The following is a 16,521-nucleotide window of genomic DNA, read 5'->3' as shown; positions in this document are numbered from 1 at the left end:
TTCGCCTGCACAAACCCCGCCGCGCGCGGGGTTTTTTATTGCCACATTTTCTCTTTATGTCGTGCTACAGTGTCAAAAAGCGGTCGTTTGAGGAGTCTGAATTGTGCCTGGTCTGAAGATTTCTATTTTGCAGCAACCTTTAGTGTGGATGGATGGCCCCGCCAACCTGCGCCATTTTGATCGTCAACTGGAAGACATTACCGGGCGTGATGTAATTGTCCTGCCGGAGATGTTCACCACTGGCTTCGCCATGGAAGCGGCAAAACAGTCAATGCCGCAGGAGGAGGTGGTCGCCTGGATGCATACCAAAGCGCAGCAGACGAACGCGCTGATTGCCGGCAGCGCCGCCCTGCAAACCGAACGCGGGCCGGTGAACCGCTTCCTGCTGGTTGAGCCGGAAGGGAAAGTGCATTTTTACGATAAACGTCACCTGTTCCGCATGGCGGATGAGCATCATCACTATGAAGCGGGTAACGCGCGCGTGGTATTCGAATGGCGCGGCTGGCGTATTTTGCCGCTGGTCTGCTATGACCTGCGCTTCCCTGTGTGGTCACGCAACCGCAACGATTACGACCTGGCGCTGTATGTCGCCAACTGGCCTGCGCCGCGCTCCCTGCACTGGCAGTCGCTGCTGGTGGCGCGCGCGATTGAGAACCAGGCCTATGTGGTGGGCTGTAACCGCGTAGGAACTGACGGCAACGGGCATCACTATCGCGGCGACAGCCGGGTGGTGAATCCGCAGGGCGAGATTATCGCCACCGCCGAGCCGCATCAGGCGACGCGGATTGATGCCGAGCTGTCATTGACGGCATTGCAGGAGTATCGCGAGAAGTTCCCGGCATGGCAGGATGCGGATCCGTTTAGTATTGGGTGACATTTTCCCCTCACCCCGCCCCTCTCCCAAAGGGAGAGGGAGGATAAAACATTAACTCACCAACGCCTGCCCGTCTTTGCGGCTCTCCGTCGCGGCCACGTAGTGCCCTTCCGGCATCCGGTAAATCACCTGGGCACCACCGAAGTTGTAATCCTGAAGCGGATCCTCCACCACGATGTGGTGCCCGCGCTCGCGCAGCGCCGCGATAGTATTGCGATCGAACGTCGATTCGACGATCACCTCCCTGCCCTGTACCACGCGCCAGCGCGGGGAATCGATGGCCGCCTGCGGGTTTTGCCCGTGCAGCATAATGCGCAGCGCCATCTGCATATGACCCTGCGCCTGCATCGGCCCGCCCATCACGCCGAAGGACATCAGCGGCTTACCGTTACCGTCCATCGCAAAGCCCGGAATGATGGTGTGGAACGGACGTTTGCTGCCCGCCAGCGCGTTCGGGTGCTCAGGATCCAATACAAATCCGCAGCCGCGGTTTTGCAGGCTGATCCCGGTATCCGGCACCACAATCCCGGACCCAAAGCCCATATAGTTGGACTGAATAAACGAGACCATCATCCCGCTGGCGTCCGCGGTGCTGATGTAGACCGTGCCGCTCTGCGTCGGGGAACCGTAGACAAAATCAGACGCGCTGTCGTGGTTGATCAGCGCCGCCCGCGACTTCAGATAAGCGTCGCTCAGCAACTCTTTTGCCGCGAACGCCATATGATCTTCATCCGCCACGTAGCGGTCGAGGTCCGCCAGCGCCAGCTTCATCGCCTCAATGGACAGGTGCAGGGATTGCACGGAATCCGGATGGTGCTTCTCAATACCACACTGCTCAAGAATGCCCAGCGCAATCAGCGTGGCAATTCCCTGGCCGTTCGGCGGCAGCTCCTGCACCGAGCCGCCCGCGAAGTCGCGCGACAGCAGCTCTACCCAGTCGACGCGATGGTTAGCCAGATCCTCCGCCGTCAGGTGCGCGCCATGTTCTTTGGCAAAGGCGGCAATTTTCTGCGCCAGCTCGCCACGGTAAAACGCCTCGCCGTTGGTTCTCGCAATCAGCTCCAGCGAGTTCGCCTGCGCCGGGTTACGGAAAATCTCCCCCACGCGCGGGGCGCGGCCTTCCGGCGCGAAGCAGGCGCTGAAGCCCGGCTGATCTTTCAGCTTGAGATAGCCGCGCTGCCAGAGATGCCCAATCAGCGGCGAGACGGGGAAACCGTTACGTGCGTAGTCAACCGCAGGCTGCGCCAGGGTGGTCAGCGGCAGCGTGCCGAAGCGTTCCGCCAGCGCGACCCAGCCGGATACCGCCCCCGGTACGGTCACCGCGTCCCAGCCGATTTCCGGCACCGCGGTTTTTCCGGCAAACAGATCCGCATGCCAGCTCGCCGGTGAACGACCCGACGCGTTCAGTCCGTGCAATTTTTCACCGTCCCAGACAATGGCGAAGGCATCGCTGCCAATCCCGTTGCCGGTCGGCTCGACCACCGTCAGGGCCATCGCGGTGGCAATGGCCGCATCAACGGCATTCCCGCCCAGTTGCAGCATCTTCATCCCCGCCTGCGCCGCCAGCGGCTGAGACGTTGCCACCGCGTTATGGCCCATCATCGGTGGGCGGCGTGAAAGGTAACCGGACGTAAAATCAAGCGCTTTGGTCATCATGACTCCTTAGTCATGGCGCGGATCGAGCGCATCGCGCAGCCCGTCGCCGAGTAAATTAAAGCCCTGCACGGCGAGGAAAATCGCCACGCCGGGGAAAATGGACATCCACGGCGCCTGCTCAAGAAACCCTTTCGCGGTGTTGAGCATCGAGCCCCAGGACGGATTGGGCGGCTGCTGCCCCAGCCCTAAAAACGACAGGCTGGCTTCGGCAATAATCGCCGAGGCAATAGCCAGCGTGGCCTGGACCAGGATCGGCGACATCACGTTGGGCAGGACGTACTTGATGATGATCCAGCGATCCGGCAGGCCAATCGCCCGCGCGCCGTCGATGTACTCTTCGTTGCGAATGGCGATCACCTGGCCGCGCGTCAGGCGGGCGAAGATCGGCATGGCGGAAAGGCCGATGGCGATCATCGCGTTGGTGAGGCTCGGGCCTAAAAACGCCCCGAGCGCGATCGCCATGATTAGGAACGGGCAGGCCAGCAGCGCCTCGATAACGCGTGAGATCACCCCATCCCACATCTTCTGGAAGTAACCTGCCACCAGCCCCAGCGGCACGCCGATGACAACTGCGATAACCACCGACATACAGCCCGCCATCAGCGAGGTGCGCGCCCCCCAGATAATGCGGGATAAGATGTCGCGCCCCAGCTCGTCGGTGCCGAACCAGTACATCGCCGACGGCGCTTTGCGCACCGCCAGGAAGTTTGCCTTGACCGGATCGAACGGGGCTACCCATGGTGCCAGCAGCGCCACCAGCACAAAGAAACCCACTATCACTGCGCCAGCCACTGCGCTCTTGTTCGCGAGGAATTTCTTCAGCACCCGGCTCTGCGCGCGCGGCAGCGCAGGCGCAACGGTTTGTGTCGTCAGTTCCGCCATCGTTAACCTCGCATTTTCGGGTTGATAAGGACGTAGAGCACGTCGGCCAGCAGGTTCAGCAGCAGGAAGCCGATCGCCACGATCAACACCACGCCCTGCACCACCGCGTAGTCACGGTTAAACACCGAGTCGACGATCATCTTGCCGAAGCCCGGAATGGTGAAGACCTGCTCGGTCAGTACCGCACCGCCCAGCAGCTCGCCGAACAGCAGCGTAGTGAGCGTGATCACCGGCACCAGCGCGTTGCGAAACGCGTGCTTTAAGATCACCGCTTTCGGCAATAGCCCTTTTGCCCGCGCGGTGCGGATGTAATCCGCTTTCAGGACCGCAATCATCGACGCGCGCGTATGGCGCATCAGCGTCGCCGCCAGACCGGTTCCGAGCACGGCTGCCGGCAGCAGCAGCGTTCGCAGGTTCTGGATCGGATCTTCACTGAACGGCACGTAGCCGGACGCGGGCAGCCACTGCAGGTTCACCGAAAAGACCAGAATCAGCAGGATCCCCAGCCAGAAGTGCGGTATTGAGATCCCGGAGATCGCCACAAAGTTCGCTCCGTGATCGACCCAGCTGTTTTTGTACACTGCGGCGAGGATCCCCATGCTGATGCCGAACACCAGCGCAACAATCATCGCCAGCAGCGACAGCTCCAGCGTGACCGGCAGCTTGCTGGCAATTAACTGCGTCACCGGTTCGTGGGTGCGCAAGGAGACACCCAGATCCCCCTGCAGCGCGCGCGTCAGCCAGTGGAAATACTGCACCGGGATCGGGGCATCGAGATTCAGCTCCGCACGCAGCTGGGCGATGACCGCCGGATCGCGCTCCTCCCCGGCCATGGCGATCAGCGGGTCGCCGGGCAGCAGTTTTTGCAGCCCGAAGACCATCATGCTCACCAGCAACAGCGTCGGGATGGCCAGCAGCAGACGTTTGCAAATCAGTTCCAGCATGGGCTCTCCTCAGGACAGTTATTTCGCCAGCGTTAAGCCAGCCAGACGCACGATGCCGTCCGGGTAAGGTTTAAAGCCCTGCACTTTCTTGTTCAGGCCAAAAATGCGCGGCTCGAAGTAGAGCCAGGCAATCGGCATGTCGGTTTGCAATTGCTTCACTACCTTGTCGTACAGCGGCTGACGAACGGCTTTGTCGTTGCTGAGACGCGCCTGGGTCAGCCACTCATCGACCTGGGCGTTGCTGTAGCGACCGTCGTTCAGGGTGCCTTTGCTGTGAATAAACCCATAGATGCTGCCGTCCGGATCCGGGCGACCCGACCAGCCGGAGAAGCTCAGCTGATAATCACCGCTCTGCTGGCGATCCAGCAGCGTGGCGAATTCGGTCATCTGCAGGTTCAGGTTAAAGCCCGCCTCAGCGACCATCGCCTGCAGCACCTGACCGACCTGCTGCGAGGTTGGGTTGTTCGGCACCAGCAGGTTAACGGTCAGCGGCGTAGTGACGCCTGCCGCTTTCAGCAGCGCTTTGGCTTTGTCGACATCGCGCGGTGGCACCGGCAGGTTGACGTGATACGGGCTCACCGTCGAAAACGGCTGGTTGGCTGGCGTATACAGCCCTTCAAAGACCACCTGGTTTAGCGCATCGCGGTCGATGGCCTGAGAAAACGCCTCACGCACGCGGGCGTCCCTGAACGGATCGTTCGCCGGTACCTTGCCGTTATTGATGTTGAAGGTAATGCCCTGATAGCCCAGACCGGTCACTTTTGCCAGCGCCAGCTTGCTGTCGGCTTCGACGGTTTTGACGTCGCTGGCGGCAATCCCTTCGGTCAGGTCGAGATCGCCCGCACGCAGGTTCGCCAGGCGCACGGAGGCATCCGGGATCGGCAGATAGATAATTTTGTCGAAGTGGTAGGCGTCTTTGTTCCAGTAATTGTCGAAACGCGTCAGAACGATGCGGTCCTGGGACACGCGGCTGTCGAATTTATACGGGCCGGAACAGACGGGATGGGCGGCAAAATCCGGCTTTTTCGCCGCGTCTGGGGCCATCATCGCACCCGCGCGGTCGGTGAGCTGCATCAGCAGCGCGGCGTCCGGCGTTTTCAGGTGCAGGGCAATCTGCATCGGGCCTGTGACCTCAACGGACTCCACGGAGGAAATCTCGCTTTTACGCAGGGAGCCTTTTAAGGTCAGGGCGCGGTCGAGGTTGTATTTTGCGGCGGCCGCATCGAATTTCTCACCGTCATGGAAGGTGACGCCCTCGCGCAAATTCAGGGTCAGGGTTTTGCCGTCGTCGCTCCAGGCCCAGTCTTTCGCCAGACCAGGTACGACCTTCAGATTTTCATCCACGTCCACCAGCCTGTCACACAGGGAGGCAAACACGAAGCGGCCATAGTAGGTGCGCGCCAGATGCGGGTCGAGCATGTCCGGGTCAGCCCCCAGCCCCACACGCAGCACACTTTCAGAATGGGCGGGCAGCGCCGCGCCAAGCAACATAACACTTCCCAGTACGGTCAAAAGAGAATTACGCATTGTCATTATCATGAGTTCCTTGAAGGAAGGGAGGAGTGAGTGGCCGCGTGTTCAAACAGCGCGCGGCGGCGCAGAAAAGCAGCGGATGGCGGTGCAATCTGGATAACACTGCGATCGCGATTAATCTCCTGCCAGCGATGACAGGCCACCTGACGTCCACCGTCCAGGAGCTGGTTAATGGGTTCAACCTGGCGGCATTCGTCAGTGACGTAAGGGCAACGCGTATGGAAGCGACAGCCGGTCGGCGGGTTGGCCGGGTTCGGCAAATCTCCCTGCAACAGCGGGGCGTCACGTTCCGCGCCGGGCTGCATCTGCGGCGCCGAGGCGATCAGCGCCTGGGTATAAGGGTGCAGCGGCGCGTCAAAAATCTCATCGACGGTGGCAAGCTCGACAATTTGCCCGAGGTACATGACCGCCACGCGATCGCTCATATGGCGGATAACCGCCAGACCGTGGGCGACGATCACCATCGTCAGCCCCAGCTGGTGCTTCAGGCTTTCCAGCAAATTCACCACCTGGGCCTGCACGGATACATCCAGCGCGGAGACAGGTTCATCACCCAGCAGCAGTTTGGGTCCCGACGCCAGCGCGCGCGCAATGCCAATGCGCTGACGCTGCCCGCCTGAAAACTCGTGCGGATAACGCCCGGCCCAGGCGGCTGGCAGGCCAACGGTCTTCAGCAGTTCAGCTACGCGGTACTGGCGGTCCGCTTTTTTCATGTTCTGGTGCAGCCACAGCGGCTCGCCAACGATCTGCTCCACCGTCATGCGCGGGTTGAGCGAGGCAAAGGGATCCTGAAAGATAATTTGCAGCTCGCGCCGGAGCTGGTTGAGGCGCGCGCCCGAGGCATGCGTGATCTCCTCCCCCTGGTAAAACACGCGCCCTTCGCTGGCGGCCAGCAGACGCAGCAGCAGACGACCGAGGGTGGATTTCCCGGACCCCGACTCCCCGACAATCGCCAGCGTTTCGCCCGGCATCACGGCCAGCGACACGCGGTCGACCGCCGTCACAAACCGGGCCGGGGTAAAGAGTTTTTTAGGGCCGGGGAACAGCTTGCTGAGATCGCAGGCTTCAAGGATCGGCGTGGTCATGCGGTCTCTCCCAGGGCAATGTGGTGTTCAAGCGGTACGCGGAAGCAAGCGACCTGATGGCCGCCCCCCTGCGCAGTGAGCGGTGGTTTTTCAGCATGGCAGCGCGCCTGCGCAAACGGACAACGGGTGGCAAAACGGCAGCCCTTCGGCATGAATTCCGCCAGCGGCACCGATCCGGGAATGGTGGAAAGCGGGCCCTTACGTGCGCCCAGAGAGGGAATCGACCCCATCAGGCCGATGGTGTACGGGTGCTGCGGGTCGGCAAAGATGGCCTCCACGCTTCCCTGCTCCACCACCTGCCCGGCATACATCACCGCCACCTGCTGGGCGACCTCTGCCACCACGCCTAAATCGTGAGTGATCATCAGCACCGCCGTGCCGGTCTCTTCTTTGAGGGTGTTCAGCAAGGCGAGAATTTGCGCCTGGATCGTTACGTCGAGGGCGGTGGTCGGTTCATCGGCAATCAGCAGTTTCGGGTGGTTAATCAGCGCCATCGCAATCATCACGCGCTGGCGCATGCCACCGGAAAGCTGGTGGGGGTACGCCTTCAGCCTCATCTCTGCGGCCGGGATCTGCACCTTCTCAAGGATCTGCAGCGCGACCTTCATCGCCTCTGTTCGCGAGACGCTCTGATGGCGCATGACCGCTTCGCTCAGCTGATCCCCCAGCGTAAATGCCGGATTAAGCGAGGTCATTGGCTCCTGGAAAATCATCGCCAGCTCGCTGCCGCGCAGGTCGGCATATTCCCTCGGTGAAAGCTTGCGCAGATCGTGACGGCGAAAATGCATCTCCCCGCTGACGATCCGGGCGCTGGCGGGCAACAGGCCCATCAGCGCTAATGAGGTGATACTTTTCCCGCAGCCTGACTCCCCCACCAGCGCCAGGGTTTCGCCCGCTTTAACCGTCAGTGAAATATCTTCCAGCACGCTCACCGGCGAGCCGGCGAACCTGACATTCAGATTGCGTACGCGCAGAACAGGCGTGGGATCGTTAAATGGGATCGTCGTCATAGCGTGAAGTCGTCCTCAAGGTGGATCGCATGGATCAGGGCGGTTTGCAGGCTGAGCAGGTGTTCGCGCATGGCGGCCGCGGCCTCATTTGGCTGGCGATGGATAATCGCAGACATGATCTTGTGATGGTGGTCGTTATAACTGTCGACGCGTTCGGGGGTGCGGGCTAATTCACGCAGGTGCTGCCAGCCCGGTTCACGTCTGACGGCATCAATGGCATCAAACAGGCCGAGCATCAGGCGGTTACCCGCGGCCTCCGCAATGGCGCGGTGAAAGGCGCTGTCCCACAGTTCGTTAAGATCGCGGTCATCCGGGCTGACCTTATCAATGCGTTCCAGCATGCGCTGCATCAGCGCGAGGTTTTCCCTGGTGGCACGCAGTGCCGCAAGCCGGGCTAAGCCGGGTTCGAGCTGCAGGCGAGCTTCCATCACTTCGAGAAGGTTGGTTTGCTGAACCAATCCCTGAAGGGCCAGCGGTTCGACAGGGGCAGAAGGACCGATAAAGGTGCCTTTGCCCTGCTTACGCCAGATGCGCCCCTCTTCTTCCAGCACATCCAGCGCACGACGCACTTCACGGCGTCCTACGCCGAGCGTCTCCGACAGCTCACGTTCCGTGGGCAGCGGAGTGCCTGGTGTTGACTCATGCTGGTTGATTAGCCCACGCAGTTGCTCAAGCGCGGTGCTGGAATTTGCCAGAAACCGTGACGGTTTTTCCATATTGGTTCGCTCGCTTTCATCATTGTTTTATTTTTATTAACGATAAGCTATTGATATGACGTGCTACTTACCGTGCTAATGATTAAGCAATAAACGAACCAATTGTGCATTGGTTCAAATACTTTACGTGATAAAAAGAGCAACCTGCTCATTATTAAAGAGATCTCAGGCACATCAGACACGCGTGGGGCGTTATGCCAGAGCGCATTTTGCACGCCACATGCACAATAAAAGTGCAAATAATGCACCAAAAACGATCAATTGTTAAATTAATGCACCAGTGTTGTTTAAACTTTGTTAACCTGAGATTATGTTACCGGCTATTTGCTCAGGGAACCCGGCGAATAACATTCAGGATAATGACGGCGAAACGATCGGATATTATCCAATAACATGTCATAAAAATAAGAAAATGACTTTCCCGGCAAGCGCTTTTTGCTATTTCATGCGTCAACCTTGATTACTTTAGTTAATAAACTAAAGTCATTTTTCACCCATATTTATCGATTTCCACCCTGCTATTCTGATAATTAAAAAAGGCCATTAAAAGTTAACTAAAATACAACAATTACAACATTTTAAAACACAGTAAACAAATCTCACTCTCATTTAAGAAATTCACTAAGTTGTTGTTTTTAAGTGGTTTAAACCTTAATAAGAACTCAACATCCTCACTTCAGACTATTTAATTAAGAATAATGCCTGGTGCATCATATGATTATTCCTAAAGAACGACGGCGTCGGTAAGACCCTCTTCAATGTTATTATCGTAAGACATCATTGCGTGTGAGGTATAATATGTACAGTGCCACTAACAACCCAATTTATTTATCTCATACTGACGGACAACCGGTTTGTCATACTCCAGCCATGCATTGTTATGGCTGTGAAAAGAAATGCCGCTTTAATACCCTGGAACGTGGCCAAAGCCATGACTGTAACGGACTGGAATATGCTATCTGGCCTGATAATAATACTTTTTTAGTTGAGGGTATCCGCCACCATTTTGGTGAGATAAGTGACAAATACGTTTCGCAGCCGGTGGTGATCATCGACTTCAGCCACAAAAACATTAATTATTTTTTATCCGATAACTGGTTAGATCAGTTCAAAAACATGAGACTAATTCTGGTCACCGATAAAAAGATGACGGCAATTGCGCATTACTGGTTCTATAACGACACGTTAGAAACCACCATCAGTTCCGTTATCTTTTATGACGATACCGCAGAAGAAGTCGCGGCGAAACTGAAAAAAACATTCCTGGCGAAAACGATTAAGCCGACAGGCAACAGACCCAAACTGAGTCAGAATGAATACAACCTGTTTTCATTCCTCTTTAATGGCTGGTCACCAAAGAAAATCGCCTACAGGAACGGCACCAGTGTTAAAAACACCTATGCCATGAAGAACAGGATTGAACGCAAACTGGGCGTGTCTATCACGCGTCTTGCAAGCTAGCGTAAACACCGTGAATACGCTCTGTCGATAATTCCTGGACGAACAGAGCGTAATCTTACTGTGACGCGTATTTTTCCGTAATGCAAGAATAATCTGATTATTGATATATTACTTAATATTTACATATATTATATGGACGCGTAGCGTTTTATCACATGGATATAATTACTATTAAACCTATTAATCACGACAACAACACTATGCGCTGTTATGGGTGTATTCATAAATGCGCCTATGCTTCCATTCGTACCGCAAAGCATGATGAATGCTGCGGAACAGAATTTTATATCTGGCCTGAAAATAACGCATTTCTGATAGAAGGAGTTTTACAGTATTTCACTGAAATTAATACAAAAATAATTTCGCAACCCATTGTCGTGATAGACTTCAATTACAAAAACATCAATTACTTCTTATCAAACAATTGGTTAGCTCAGTTCAAAAACACGCGTTTAATTCTGATCGCTGATAAAAAAATGGCGGCTATTGCGCACTACTGGTTCTACAACGACACGACAGATACGATCATCAGCACGGTCATTTTTCATGATGATATGTCCGAAGACATTAAAATGAAGGTCAGCCAGTCATTTATGGGTAAAATTATACGTCCGTCAGAAAAACGAGCCAAACTGAGTGCGAATGAATATGCATTATTTGCTGAATTGTATAAAGGGCAATTACCTAAAAAGATCGCCATGAAAAATGCCACGAATGTCAAAAACATTTACGCGATGAAAATAAGGATAGAAACAAAGCTGGGCGTCCCCATTTCACGGCTCGCCAGTTAACCCATCACGCGTATAAAAAAGAATGGTGAAACAGCAGCATAACAAATTGTACGTAGAGTATTCTTAAAGGGATAGTTACTTTTCTTTATTGTGTATCAGAGGGGTAACCCCCTACACTAAGCTATTACCAGAGCTTGTATTTTCAGCATAATCCATCCGCGTCACCCGCTGTATTTACGGATGCCCCCGGTCTTTTTTAAATACACTATTCTTTACTTTTTAAATCTAAGTGAGGAACGCAACTACAGGTCTGAATTCTAAAATGAACACACATTTCTCCACGGTAAAAATTAATTCAGAGCACGCTCTTAATGATATTGACGCCCCTGAAAAAGATTCTCTTCTGTGGGGTGTTGAATGGCTTTGTAGACATCATGCTAAGTATGCCAGCAAAGAGGTGCTGTACGCTGGCCTGCCAAAAAGCGACAAGCTCGAGCCTGAAATGGCGCTGCGTATGCTTGAGCAGATGGGCATATCCGCAGGGTGGGTAAAGCGCGATCTAAATTCCCTTTCCTCCTGGCTGTTCCCTTTGCTTATTGCCCGCAAGGACGGGACATACTGCATGCTTACCGCGCGCAATGGAAAGCGCGGGCAATACACTTACCAGATAGTCGTGCCTGAAAACGAAGGGACGCTGGTGCTTGATGAGGCGGAACTCCACGCGGGTTATGGCGGTTACGCCCTTGTCACGACGCCAAAACCTACGCTTGATGCACGCGCCGAAGACCAGCTGTTACCGAAAGCCCAGGATGAAGGTCACTGGCTCTATTCGACGCTGTGGCGCTACCGGCATTATTTCTACAGCGCGGCGCTGGCGGCATTGCTGGCAAATATTCTTACGCTTGCCGGCACCTTCTTCACCATGAACGTGTATGACCGCGTGATCCCCACCCAGGCATACGTCACCCTCTGGTCGCTGGCCATTGGCGTGGTCATTGCGATTATCTTTGAATTTGCCAGCCGGCAGATCCGCGCATATTTGATCGACATCGCCGGTAAAAAAGCCGATCTGATCCTCGGAGCAAAGCTGTTTCGCCAGGTGATGTCGATGCGCATGGAGTACAAGCCGCAATCCTCGGGAACCTTCGCAAACCAGTTGCGCGACTTTGAGGCCGTGCGCGACTTTATTACCTCTGCGACCCTCGCCACGCTGTCTGATCTGCCGTTCTGTCTGCTGTTCATGTTCATCATCTACATGATTGGCGGCCCACTGGCCGTTGTACCGCTGGTCGCGATGCCGCTCATTTTGATTGTCAGCGTCATTATCCAGTGGCCGCTGGGTCGCTATATGGAAGAAAACGTCCGGGAAATTTCGCTTAAGCAGGGTCTGCTTATTGAGAGCATCGAAGGGCTTGAGGCGTTAAAAGCCGCCCAGGGTGAAGGGGTCATGCAAAAGCGCTGGGATGACTTCAGCGCACTGGCGGCAGCGTCCTCCATGAAAACCCGCTATCTCTCAATGCTAACCACCAACTTTGTCTCGTTTGTGCAGCAAATTACCACCGTCTGCATCGTGGTGCTTGGCGTCTATTTAATCCACGCCGGGGAACTGACGATGGGGGCCATGATTGGGGTGGTGATCTTGTCCAGCCGTTCTCTTGCGCCCCTGGCTTCTGTGGTCGGGCTGGCGTTGCGTTATCAGCACGCCAAAACCGCGCTGAAATCCCTGAACCAGCTGATGGAAACGCCGACCGAGCGCGACGCGCTCATCAATTATCTGCCGACCCCCAATTTCACCGGCAGCCTGCGTCTGAAAAAGGTGGGGTTCACCTACCCGGTACCGGGAATGATGGTGGCGCCACGCATTCTGGACAACATCAATATCAACATCGAAGCCGGGGAGCAGGTGGCCATTCTGGGCAAAATCGGCAGCGGTAAGTCTACCCTGCTGCGCGTCATGGCTCGCCTGTACCAGCAGAGCAGCGGACAGCTTTTCATTGATGGTGTGGATGCAACCCAGGTAGATCCCGCGGACTGGCGCGCCGCGGTGGGCTACGTCGGGCAGGACTGCCGTCTGTTTTACGGCACCCTGCGCCATAACATCGTCATAGGTAACCCGGGCGTGAGCACGGAAGAATTTCTGCGGGTGGTGCGTCTGACCGGGCTTGATCACGTGGCGGCCCGACATCCGTTGGGTTTTGACATGCCTATCGGCGAAATGGGCAATTGCCTTTCCGGTGGCCAAAAACAGCTTGTCGCCCTCGCCCGTTGCCTGTTGCTGCGGCCAAAGATTTTGCTGATGGATGAACCTACCAGCTCCATGGATGCGATGACGGAAACCCTGTTCCTTCGCCGGTTAAAAGAGGCGACGCAGGGACAAACGCTGGTCATTGTGACCCACCGCATGTCGGTGCTGAGCCTGGTGGAGCGTCTGATCGTCATGGAAGACGGGCATGTCGTTAAAGACGGACCAAAAGATCAGGTGATGGCCAGCCTGAATGAGAATGTACTGAAGAAAAAACAAGCAATGCATTCAGTCGAAGAGAAGCAACAGAAACAAGGTGTGAATGGATGATGAACGAGGACGCTACGCAGAAGAGAGCCGGCACCGGGCTGGCATTACCCGCCACACAGCCAACGGGGAAAGTGAAAGCAGACGATCTGAAATTCATGCACGACCTGCAGGGAGCTCTGATCGCGCAGAAAACCCCTTTCAGCATGATCATGCTCTACACCATCACGCTGGTGGTGGTGGTGGCGCTGGTGTGGGCGCATTTCGCCCGGGTTGAGGAGATTACCCGTGGCGACGGGAAAGTGATCCCCGCCAGCCGTGAGCAGCTGATTCAGAGCCTGGAAGGCGGCATTCTCGAAGAGCTGAATGTGCAGGAAGGCGACATTGTCGAGAAAGGACAGGTTCTGCTGAAAATTGACCCGACTCGCGCCGGGGCCAGCTATGGCGAATCCTTGTCGAAAGTGCAGGGGCTGAAAGGCAGCATCGCCCGCCTCAGGGCGGAAGCCTACGACACGCCACTGACCTTCCCGCCGGATATCGCCGGGATTGAGTCTATCGTGCGTGATGAGACCCAGGCCTATAACGCACGCCTGAAAACCCTGAATGAGAGCGTAGAGGCCTTAAAACGGAGCCTGTCGCTGGCACAAAACGAGGTCAGTTTATCAGAGCCGCTGGCGCGCAGAGGGCTGATGTCGGATGTCGAAATCCTGCGCCTTAAGCGCCAGGCAAACGAATTTAGCCTGCAGATCGCCGAGCGGACTAACCGCTTTCGTTCCGATGCCAACAGCGAGCTGAACCGTCTGGAATCTGAACTGGCGCAGGCGGAAGAGATTCTGCGCGGGCGCCAGGACGTGATGAACCGTACCACCGTGGTGGCTCCCGTGCGCGGTACCGTTAACAACATCCGGGTGACCACGCGCGGCGGCGTCATTCAACAGGGGGCGGAGATCATGACCATCATTCCGCTGGAAGATAACCTGCTGGTTGAAGCCAAAATCAAACCCTCTGATGTGGCCTTTATCCATCCCGGTCTGCCCGCCACGGTGAAAATTACCGCCTACGACTATGCCATCTATGGCGGATTAAACGGTGTCGTCGAACACCTCAGTTCAGACACGTTGATCGATGAAGAGAAAGCCCGCCAGGGGCGTGGGGATTCCACCTATTACCGGGTGTTCGTCCGCACCGACCGGGCCGCATTACAGGTAAAAGACAAGTCGTTCCCGATCATACCGGGAATGGTGGCAAACGTAGAAATCAGAACGGGGGAGAAGACCATTTTGTCTTACATCCTCAAACCGATACTGAAAGCGCGCGAAGCCTTCAGGGAGAGATAATTTTATGGTTAAGGCACGTAAAGAGCGTCGTTGGGCAAGGGTTGCAACCGCAGTTGCCCTCTGCTTGCCCTGCTCTTCTTTTGTCATTCCGCTCCACGCGGCTGACATTGCGCAGGCTAAAAGCAGCCTGGCGTCATTGCCGCCAATGCGCACGCAGTCACAGCTCAACCGGGAACCGCAGCCTGTGCCGAGGACAACGTCGCAGGGTACGACATCGCAGACATCATTGCCCGCTATGCGTACCCAGTCACAATACGCCAGCACGCAAAAAGCGGTACCGGCGTCATCCACTGCTCGCCCTGCGCGTTACGCTTCTGCAACGCCAGACCGAGAGTTTGCCCCCGCCTCGCCAACGCCAGCGGCAAGCCGGGCAGCGCTGAAGAAAAACGCAGACTTCTTCCCGCCCGTCACCGAGTACTACAAACCGGACCCGGCGTACGCCGGGGTGCGTCAGGAGGGAGATGCGCGGCACGCCATCAGCGGCAGGTCGCAGAGCTACCTTGCCGGCAGTCAGGATTCGCTTGTCTTTCTGCGGAGCATGGTGGCCAGAGCGCTGGCGTATAGCCCTGAATTGCGGGCGGCCTCTGCTGAGGTGCTGGCGTCTGACTACATGGTCGATCAGGTAAAAGGTCAACGCATGCCACAGGTACGTCTGGGCGTGACCTCGCCGCTGTCGACCGTGGGCGGCGATCGTCAGTCGTCCTCCAACAATAGCCATATCAGCGACTCCAGCGGCACGGTCTCCGTCAATACACCGATTATTGACTGGGGAAGGATCAGCAACCAGGTGGACAACTCTCTGGAAACGGCAAAAGCAGCCCGTTATTCAAAAGAGTATTCCCGCGAACAGCTGGCCTATAACACCGTGTCTGAACTGATGAATATGGGGCGCTACCAGCGCAGTAAGGTTGTGGCGAAACAGTATGTCGGCCGCATGAAAGAGCTGGTCACCATGCTGTCGCAAATTACTCAGGCGGATCGCGGAAGAGAGAGTGAACTGGTACAGGCAAAAGCAAAACTGATGTCGGCCCAGGCGAGTCTCGATAACATTGAGCATCAGCTGAGCGCCAGCAAAATCAAACTGGTGCGCCTGCTGGGGATCGAGCCTGAATTACCGGAAGGCATAAGCTGGCACGACACGGTCATTCCGGCCTCAGTGGCCCTCTCCGCGCTGGATAAAAATCCGATGATGCTGAACCTGCAGTCCAAAGTACGGGCGGCAGAGTATGAGGCAGAAAGCATTAAATCCTCGGCTCTGCCACAGGTGAACTGGGTGATCTCCAAAAGCACTGCCAAAGACAGCAACGGTAACGAGGCCGGGTGGTATACCGGTTTAAACGTCGAGTGGGAAGCGTTTAGCGGCGGCTCTCAGCGTGCCGCCGAGATGTCGGCGCGCGCGAAAGCCAATATGGCGCAGCAGCAATATGAAGTGAGTTACAAAGATCTGGAGTATCAGATCAACTATCAGATCCAGGTCCGTGACTCCTCCTTCCTGCGCGCCGATGATTACGATCGTCTGTCAGGTGAAACGGATCGGGTTCGCCGCATGTTCTACGAACAGTGGTACCACCTTGGCAAACGCACTTTGCTCGACGTGCTGACGGCAGAAAACGATCATTTCAATAATCAGCTTTCTGCCATTAACAACCGCTACGACGGCTATATTTCCAACATTAACGTCATTGCCAGCGCTTCCATGCTGCTGTCATGGATGAAAATGAGCTAAGCGAAACGGGCGTAGTAAAAAGCCAGACCGTCAGTAATGACGGTCTGGCTTTTTTTA

General features: G+C 56.0%; 13 protein-coding genes. 6 read left to right on the top strand and 7 right to left on the bottom strand.

Features of this window, described 5'->3' with window-relative positions:
• Positions 1-103: 103 nt before the first annotated feature.
• Complete coding sequence (locus C5687_RS09005) at positions 104-874, top strand: amidohydrolase (protein ID WP_104556771.1); 771 nt, start codon at positions 104-106, stop codon at positions 872-874.
• Positions 875-925: 51 nt separating this feature from the next.
• On the opposite strand, the gene C5687_RS09000 is transcribed toward C5687_RS09005, so the two are convergent.
• From C5687_RS09000 to C5687_RS08970, 7 genes are read right to left on the bottom strand one after another with little or no spacing between them, the layout of a single operon-like run.
• Entirely contained in the window at positions 926-2,527 is a 1,602-nt protein-coding gene (locus tag C5687_RS09000; RefSeq protein ID WP_104556770.1) for a gamma-glutamyltransferase family protein, read from the bottom strand.
• Positions 2,528-2,536: 9 nt separating this feature from the next.
• Positions 2,537-3,412 carry an ABC transporter permease gene (locus tag C5687_RS08995; RefSeq protein ID WP_095450628.1) on the bottom strand — a complete coding sequence of 292 codons (876 nt, stop codon included), beginning with the start codon at positions 3,410-3,412 and terminating at the stop codon, positions 2,537-2,539.
• A gap of 2 nt (positions 3,413-3,414) precedes the next feature.
• On the bottom strand, positions 3,415-4,356 hold the full coding sequence (locus tag C5687_RS08990; RefSeq protein ID WP_045285101.1) for an ABC transporter permease: 942 nt from the start codon (positions 4,354-4,356) through the stop codon (positions 3,415-3,417).
• Between the two features lie 18 nt (positions 4,357-4,374).
• On the bottom strand, positions 4,375-5,889 hold the full coding sequence (locus tag C5687_RS08985) for an ABC transporter substrate-binding protein (protein ID WP_025759014.1): 1,515 nt from the start codon (positions 5,887-5,889) through the stop codon (positions 4,375-4,377).
• Positions 5,890-5,891: 2 nt separating this feature from the next.
• Positions 5,892-6,974 carry an ABC transporter ATP-binding protein gene (locus tag C5687_RS08980; protein WP_094919479.1) on the bottom strand — a complete coding sequence of 361 codons (1,083 nt, stop codon included), beginning with the start codon at positions 6,972-6,974 and terminating at the stop codon, positions 5,892-5,894.
• Positions 6,971-7,984 (bottom strand): ABC transporter ATP-binding protein, encoded by a 1,014-nt coding sequence (locus C5687_RS08975; RefSeq protein WP_047957817.1) that lies wholly within the window; start codon positions 7,982-7,984, stop codon positions 6,971-6,973. Before C5687_RS08975 ends, C5687_RS08980 begins: the two co-directional genes overlap by 4 nt.
• The gene (locus C5687_RS08970; protein WP_059385929.1) at positions 7,981-8,700 is read right to left on the bottom strand and encodes a FadR/GntR family transcriptional regulator; all 720 of its coding nucleotides are present in this window, start codon (positions 8,698-8,700) and stop codon (positions 7,981-7,983) included. Before C5687_RS08970 ends, C5687_RS08975 begins: the two co-directional genes overlap by 4 nt.
• A gap of 798 nt (positions 8,701-9,498) precedes the next feature.
• Between C5687_RS08970 and C5687_RS08965 the strand changes: the two genes are divergently transcribed.
• The 5 genes from C5687_RS08965 to C5687_RS08945 all read left to right on the top strand — a co-directional run bounded on the left by C5687_RS08965 (position 9,499) and on the right by C5687_RS08945 (position 16,464).
• Positions 9,499-10,161, top strand: a complete 663-nt coding sequence (locus C5687_RS08965; RefSeq protein ID WP_080337373.1) for a helix-turn-helix transcriptional regulator — start codon at positions 9,499-9,501, stop codon at positions 10,159-10,161.
• A gap of 155 nt (positions 10,162-10,316) precedes the next feature.
• Complete coding sequence (locus tag C5687_RS08960) at positions 10,317-10,952, top strand: hypothetical protein (protein ID WP_095441197.1); 636 nt, start codon at positions 10,317-10,319, stop codon at positions 10,950-10,952.
• Positions 10,953-11,214: 262 nt separating this feature from the next.
• Positions 11,215-13,464: a type I secretion system permease/ATPase gene (locus tag C5687_RS08955; protein WP_095452307.1), complete on the top strand. Its 2,250-nt coding sequence runs from the start codon at positions 11,215-11,217 to the stop codon at positions 13,462-13,464.
• On the top strand, positions 13,461-14,738 hold the full coding sequence (locus C5687_RS08950; protein WP_373467666.1) for an HlyD family type I secretion periplasmic adaptor subunit: 1,278 nt from the start codon (positions 13,461-13,463) through the stop codon (positions 14,736-14,738). The genes C5687_RS08955 and C5687_RS08950 overlap by 4 nt, the downstream gene beginning before the upstream one ends.
• Before the next feature lie 4 nt (positions 14,739-14,742).
• Positions 14,743-16,464 (top strand): TolC family protein, encoded by a 1,722-nt coding sequence (locus C5687_RS08945; protein ID WP_059385932.1) that lies wholly within the window; start codon positions 14,743-14,745, stop codon positions 16,462-16,464.
• Positions 16,465-16,521 lie beyond the last annotated feature (57 nt).

The organism is Enterobacter sichuanensis (genome assembly GCF_002939185.1).
Classification (GTDB): domain Bacteria; phylum Pseudomonadota; class Gammaproteobacteria; order Enterobacterales; family Enterobacteriaceae; genus Enterobacter; species Enterobacter sichuanensis.
The sequence above is the reverse complement of the archived record's forward strand: the minus strand, read 5'-3'. Positions and strand labels throughout refer to the sequence as shown.

Excerpts from the sequence above, each read along its gene's own strand:
- C5687_RS08945 (WP_059385932.1), top strand. The coding sequence starts at position 14,743 with ATGGTTAAGGCACGTAAAGAGCGTCGTTGGGCAAGGGTTGCAACCGCA.
- C5687_RS08980 (WP_094919479.1), bottom strand. The coding sequence starts at position 6,974 with ATGACCACGCCGATCCTTGAAGCCTGCGATCTCAGCAAGCTGTTCCCC.
- C5687_RS09000 (WP_104556770.1), bottom strand. The coding sequence starts at position 2,527 with ATGACCAAAGCGCTTGATTTTACGTCCGGTTACCTTTCACGCCGCCCA.
- C5687_RS08990 (WP_045285101.1), bottom strand. The coding sequence starts at position 4,356 with ATGCTGGAACTGATTTGCAAACGTCTGCTGCTGGCCATCCCGACGCTG.
- C5687_RS08960 (WP_095441197.1), top strand. The coding sequence starts at position 10,317 with ATGGATATAATTACTATTAAACCTATTAATCACGACAACAACACTATG.
- C5687_RS08995 (WP_095450628.1), bottom strand. The coding sequence starts at position 3,412 with ATGGCGGAACTGACGACACAAACCGTTGCGCCTGCGCTGCCGCGCGCG.
- C5687_RS08985 (WP_025759014.1), bottom strand. The coding sequence starts at position 5,889 with ATGACAATGCGTAATTCTCTTTTGACCGTACTGGGAAGTGTTATGTTG.
- C5687_RS08955 (WP_095452307.1), top strand. The coding sequence starts at position 11,215 with ATGAACACACATTTCTCCACGGTAAAAATTAATTCAGAGCACGCTCTT.
- C5687_RS08950 (WP_373467666.1), top strand. The coding sequence starts at position 13,461 with ATGATGAACGAGGACGCTACGCAGAAGAGAGCCGGCACCGGGCTGGCA.
- C5687_RS08970 (WP_059385929.1), bottom strand. The coding sequence starts at position 8,700 with ATGGAAAAACCGTCACGGTTTCTGGCAAATTCCAGCACCGCGCTTGAG.
- C5687_RS08965 (WP_080337373.1), top strand. The coding sequence starts at position 9,499 with ATGTACAGTGCCACTAACAACCCAATTTATTTATCTCATACTGACGGA.
- C5687_RS08975 (WP_047957817.1), bottom strand. The coding sequence starts at position 7,984 with ATGACGACGATCCCATTTAACGATCCCACGCCTGTTCTGCGCGTACGC.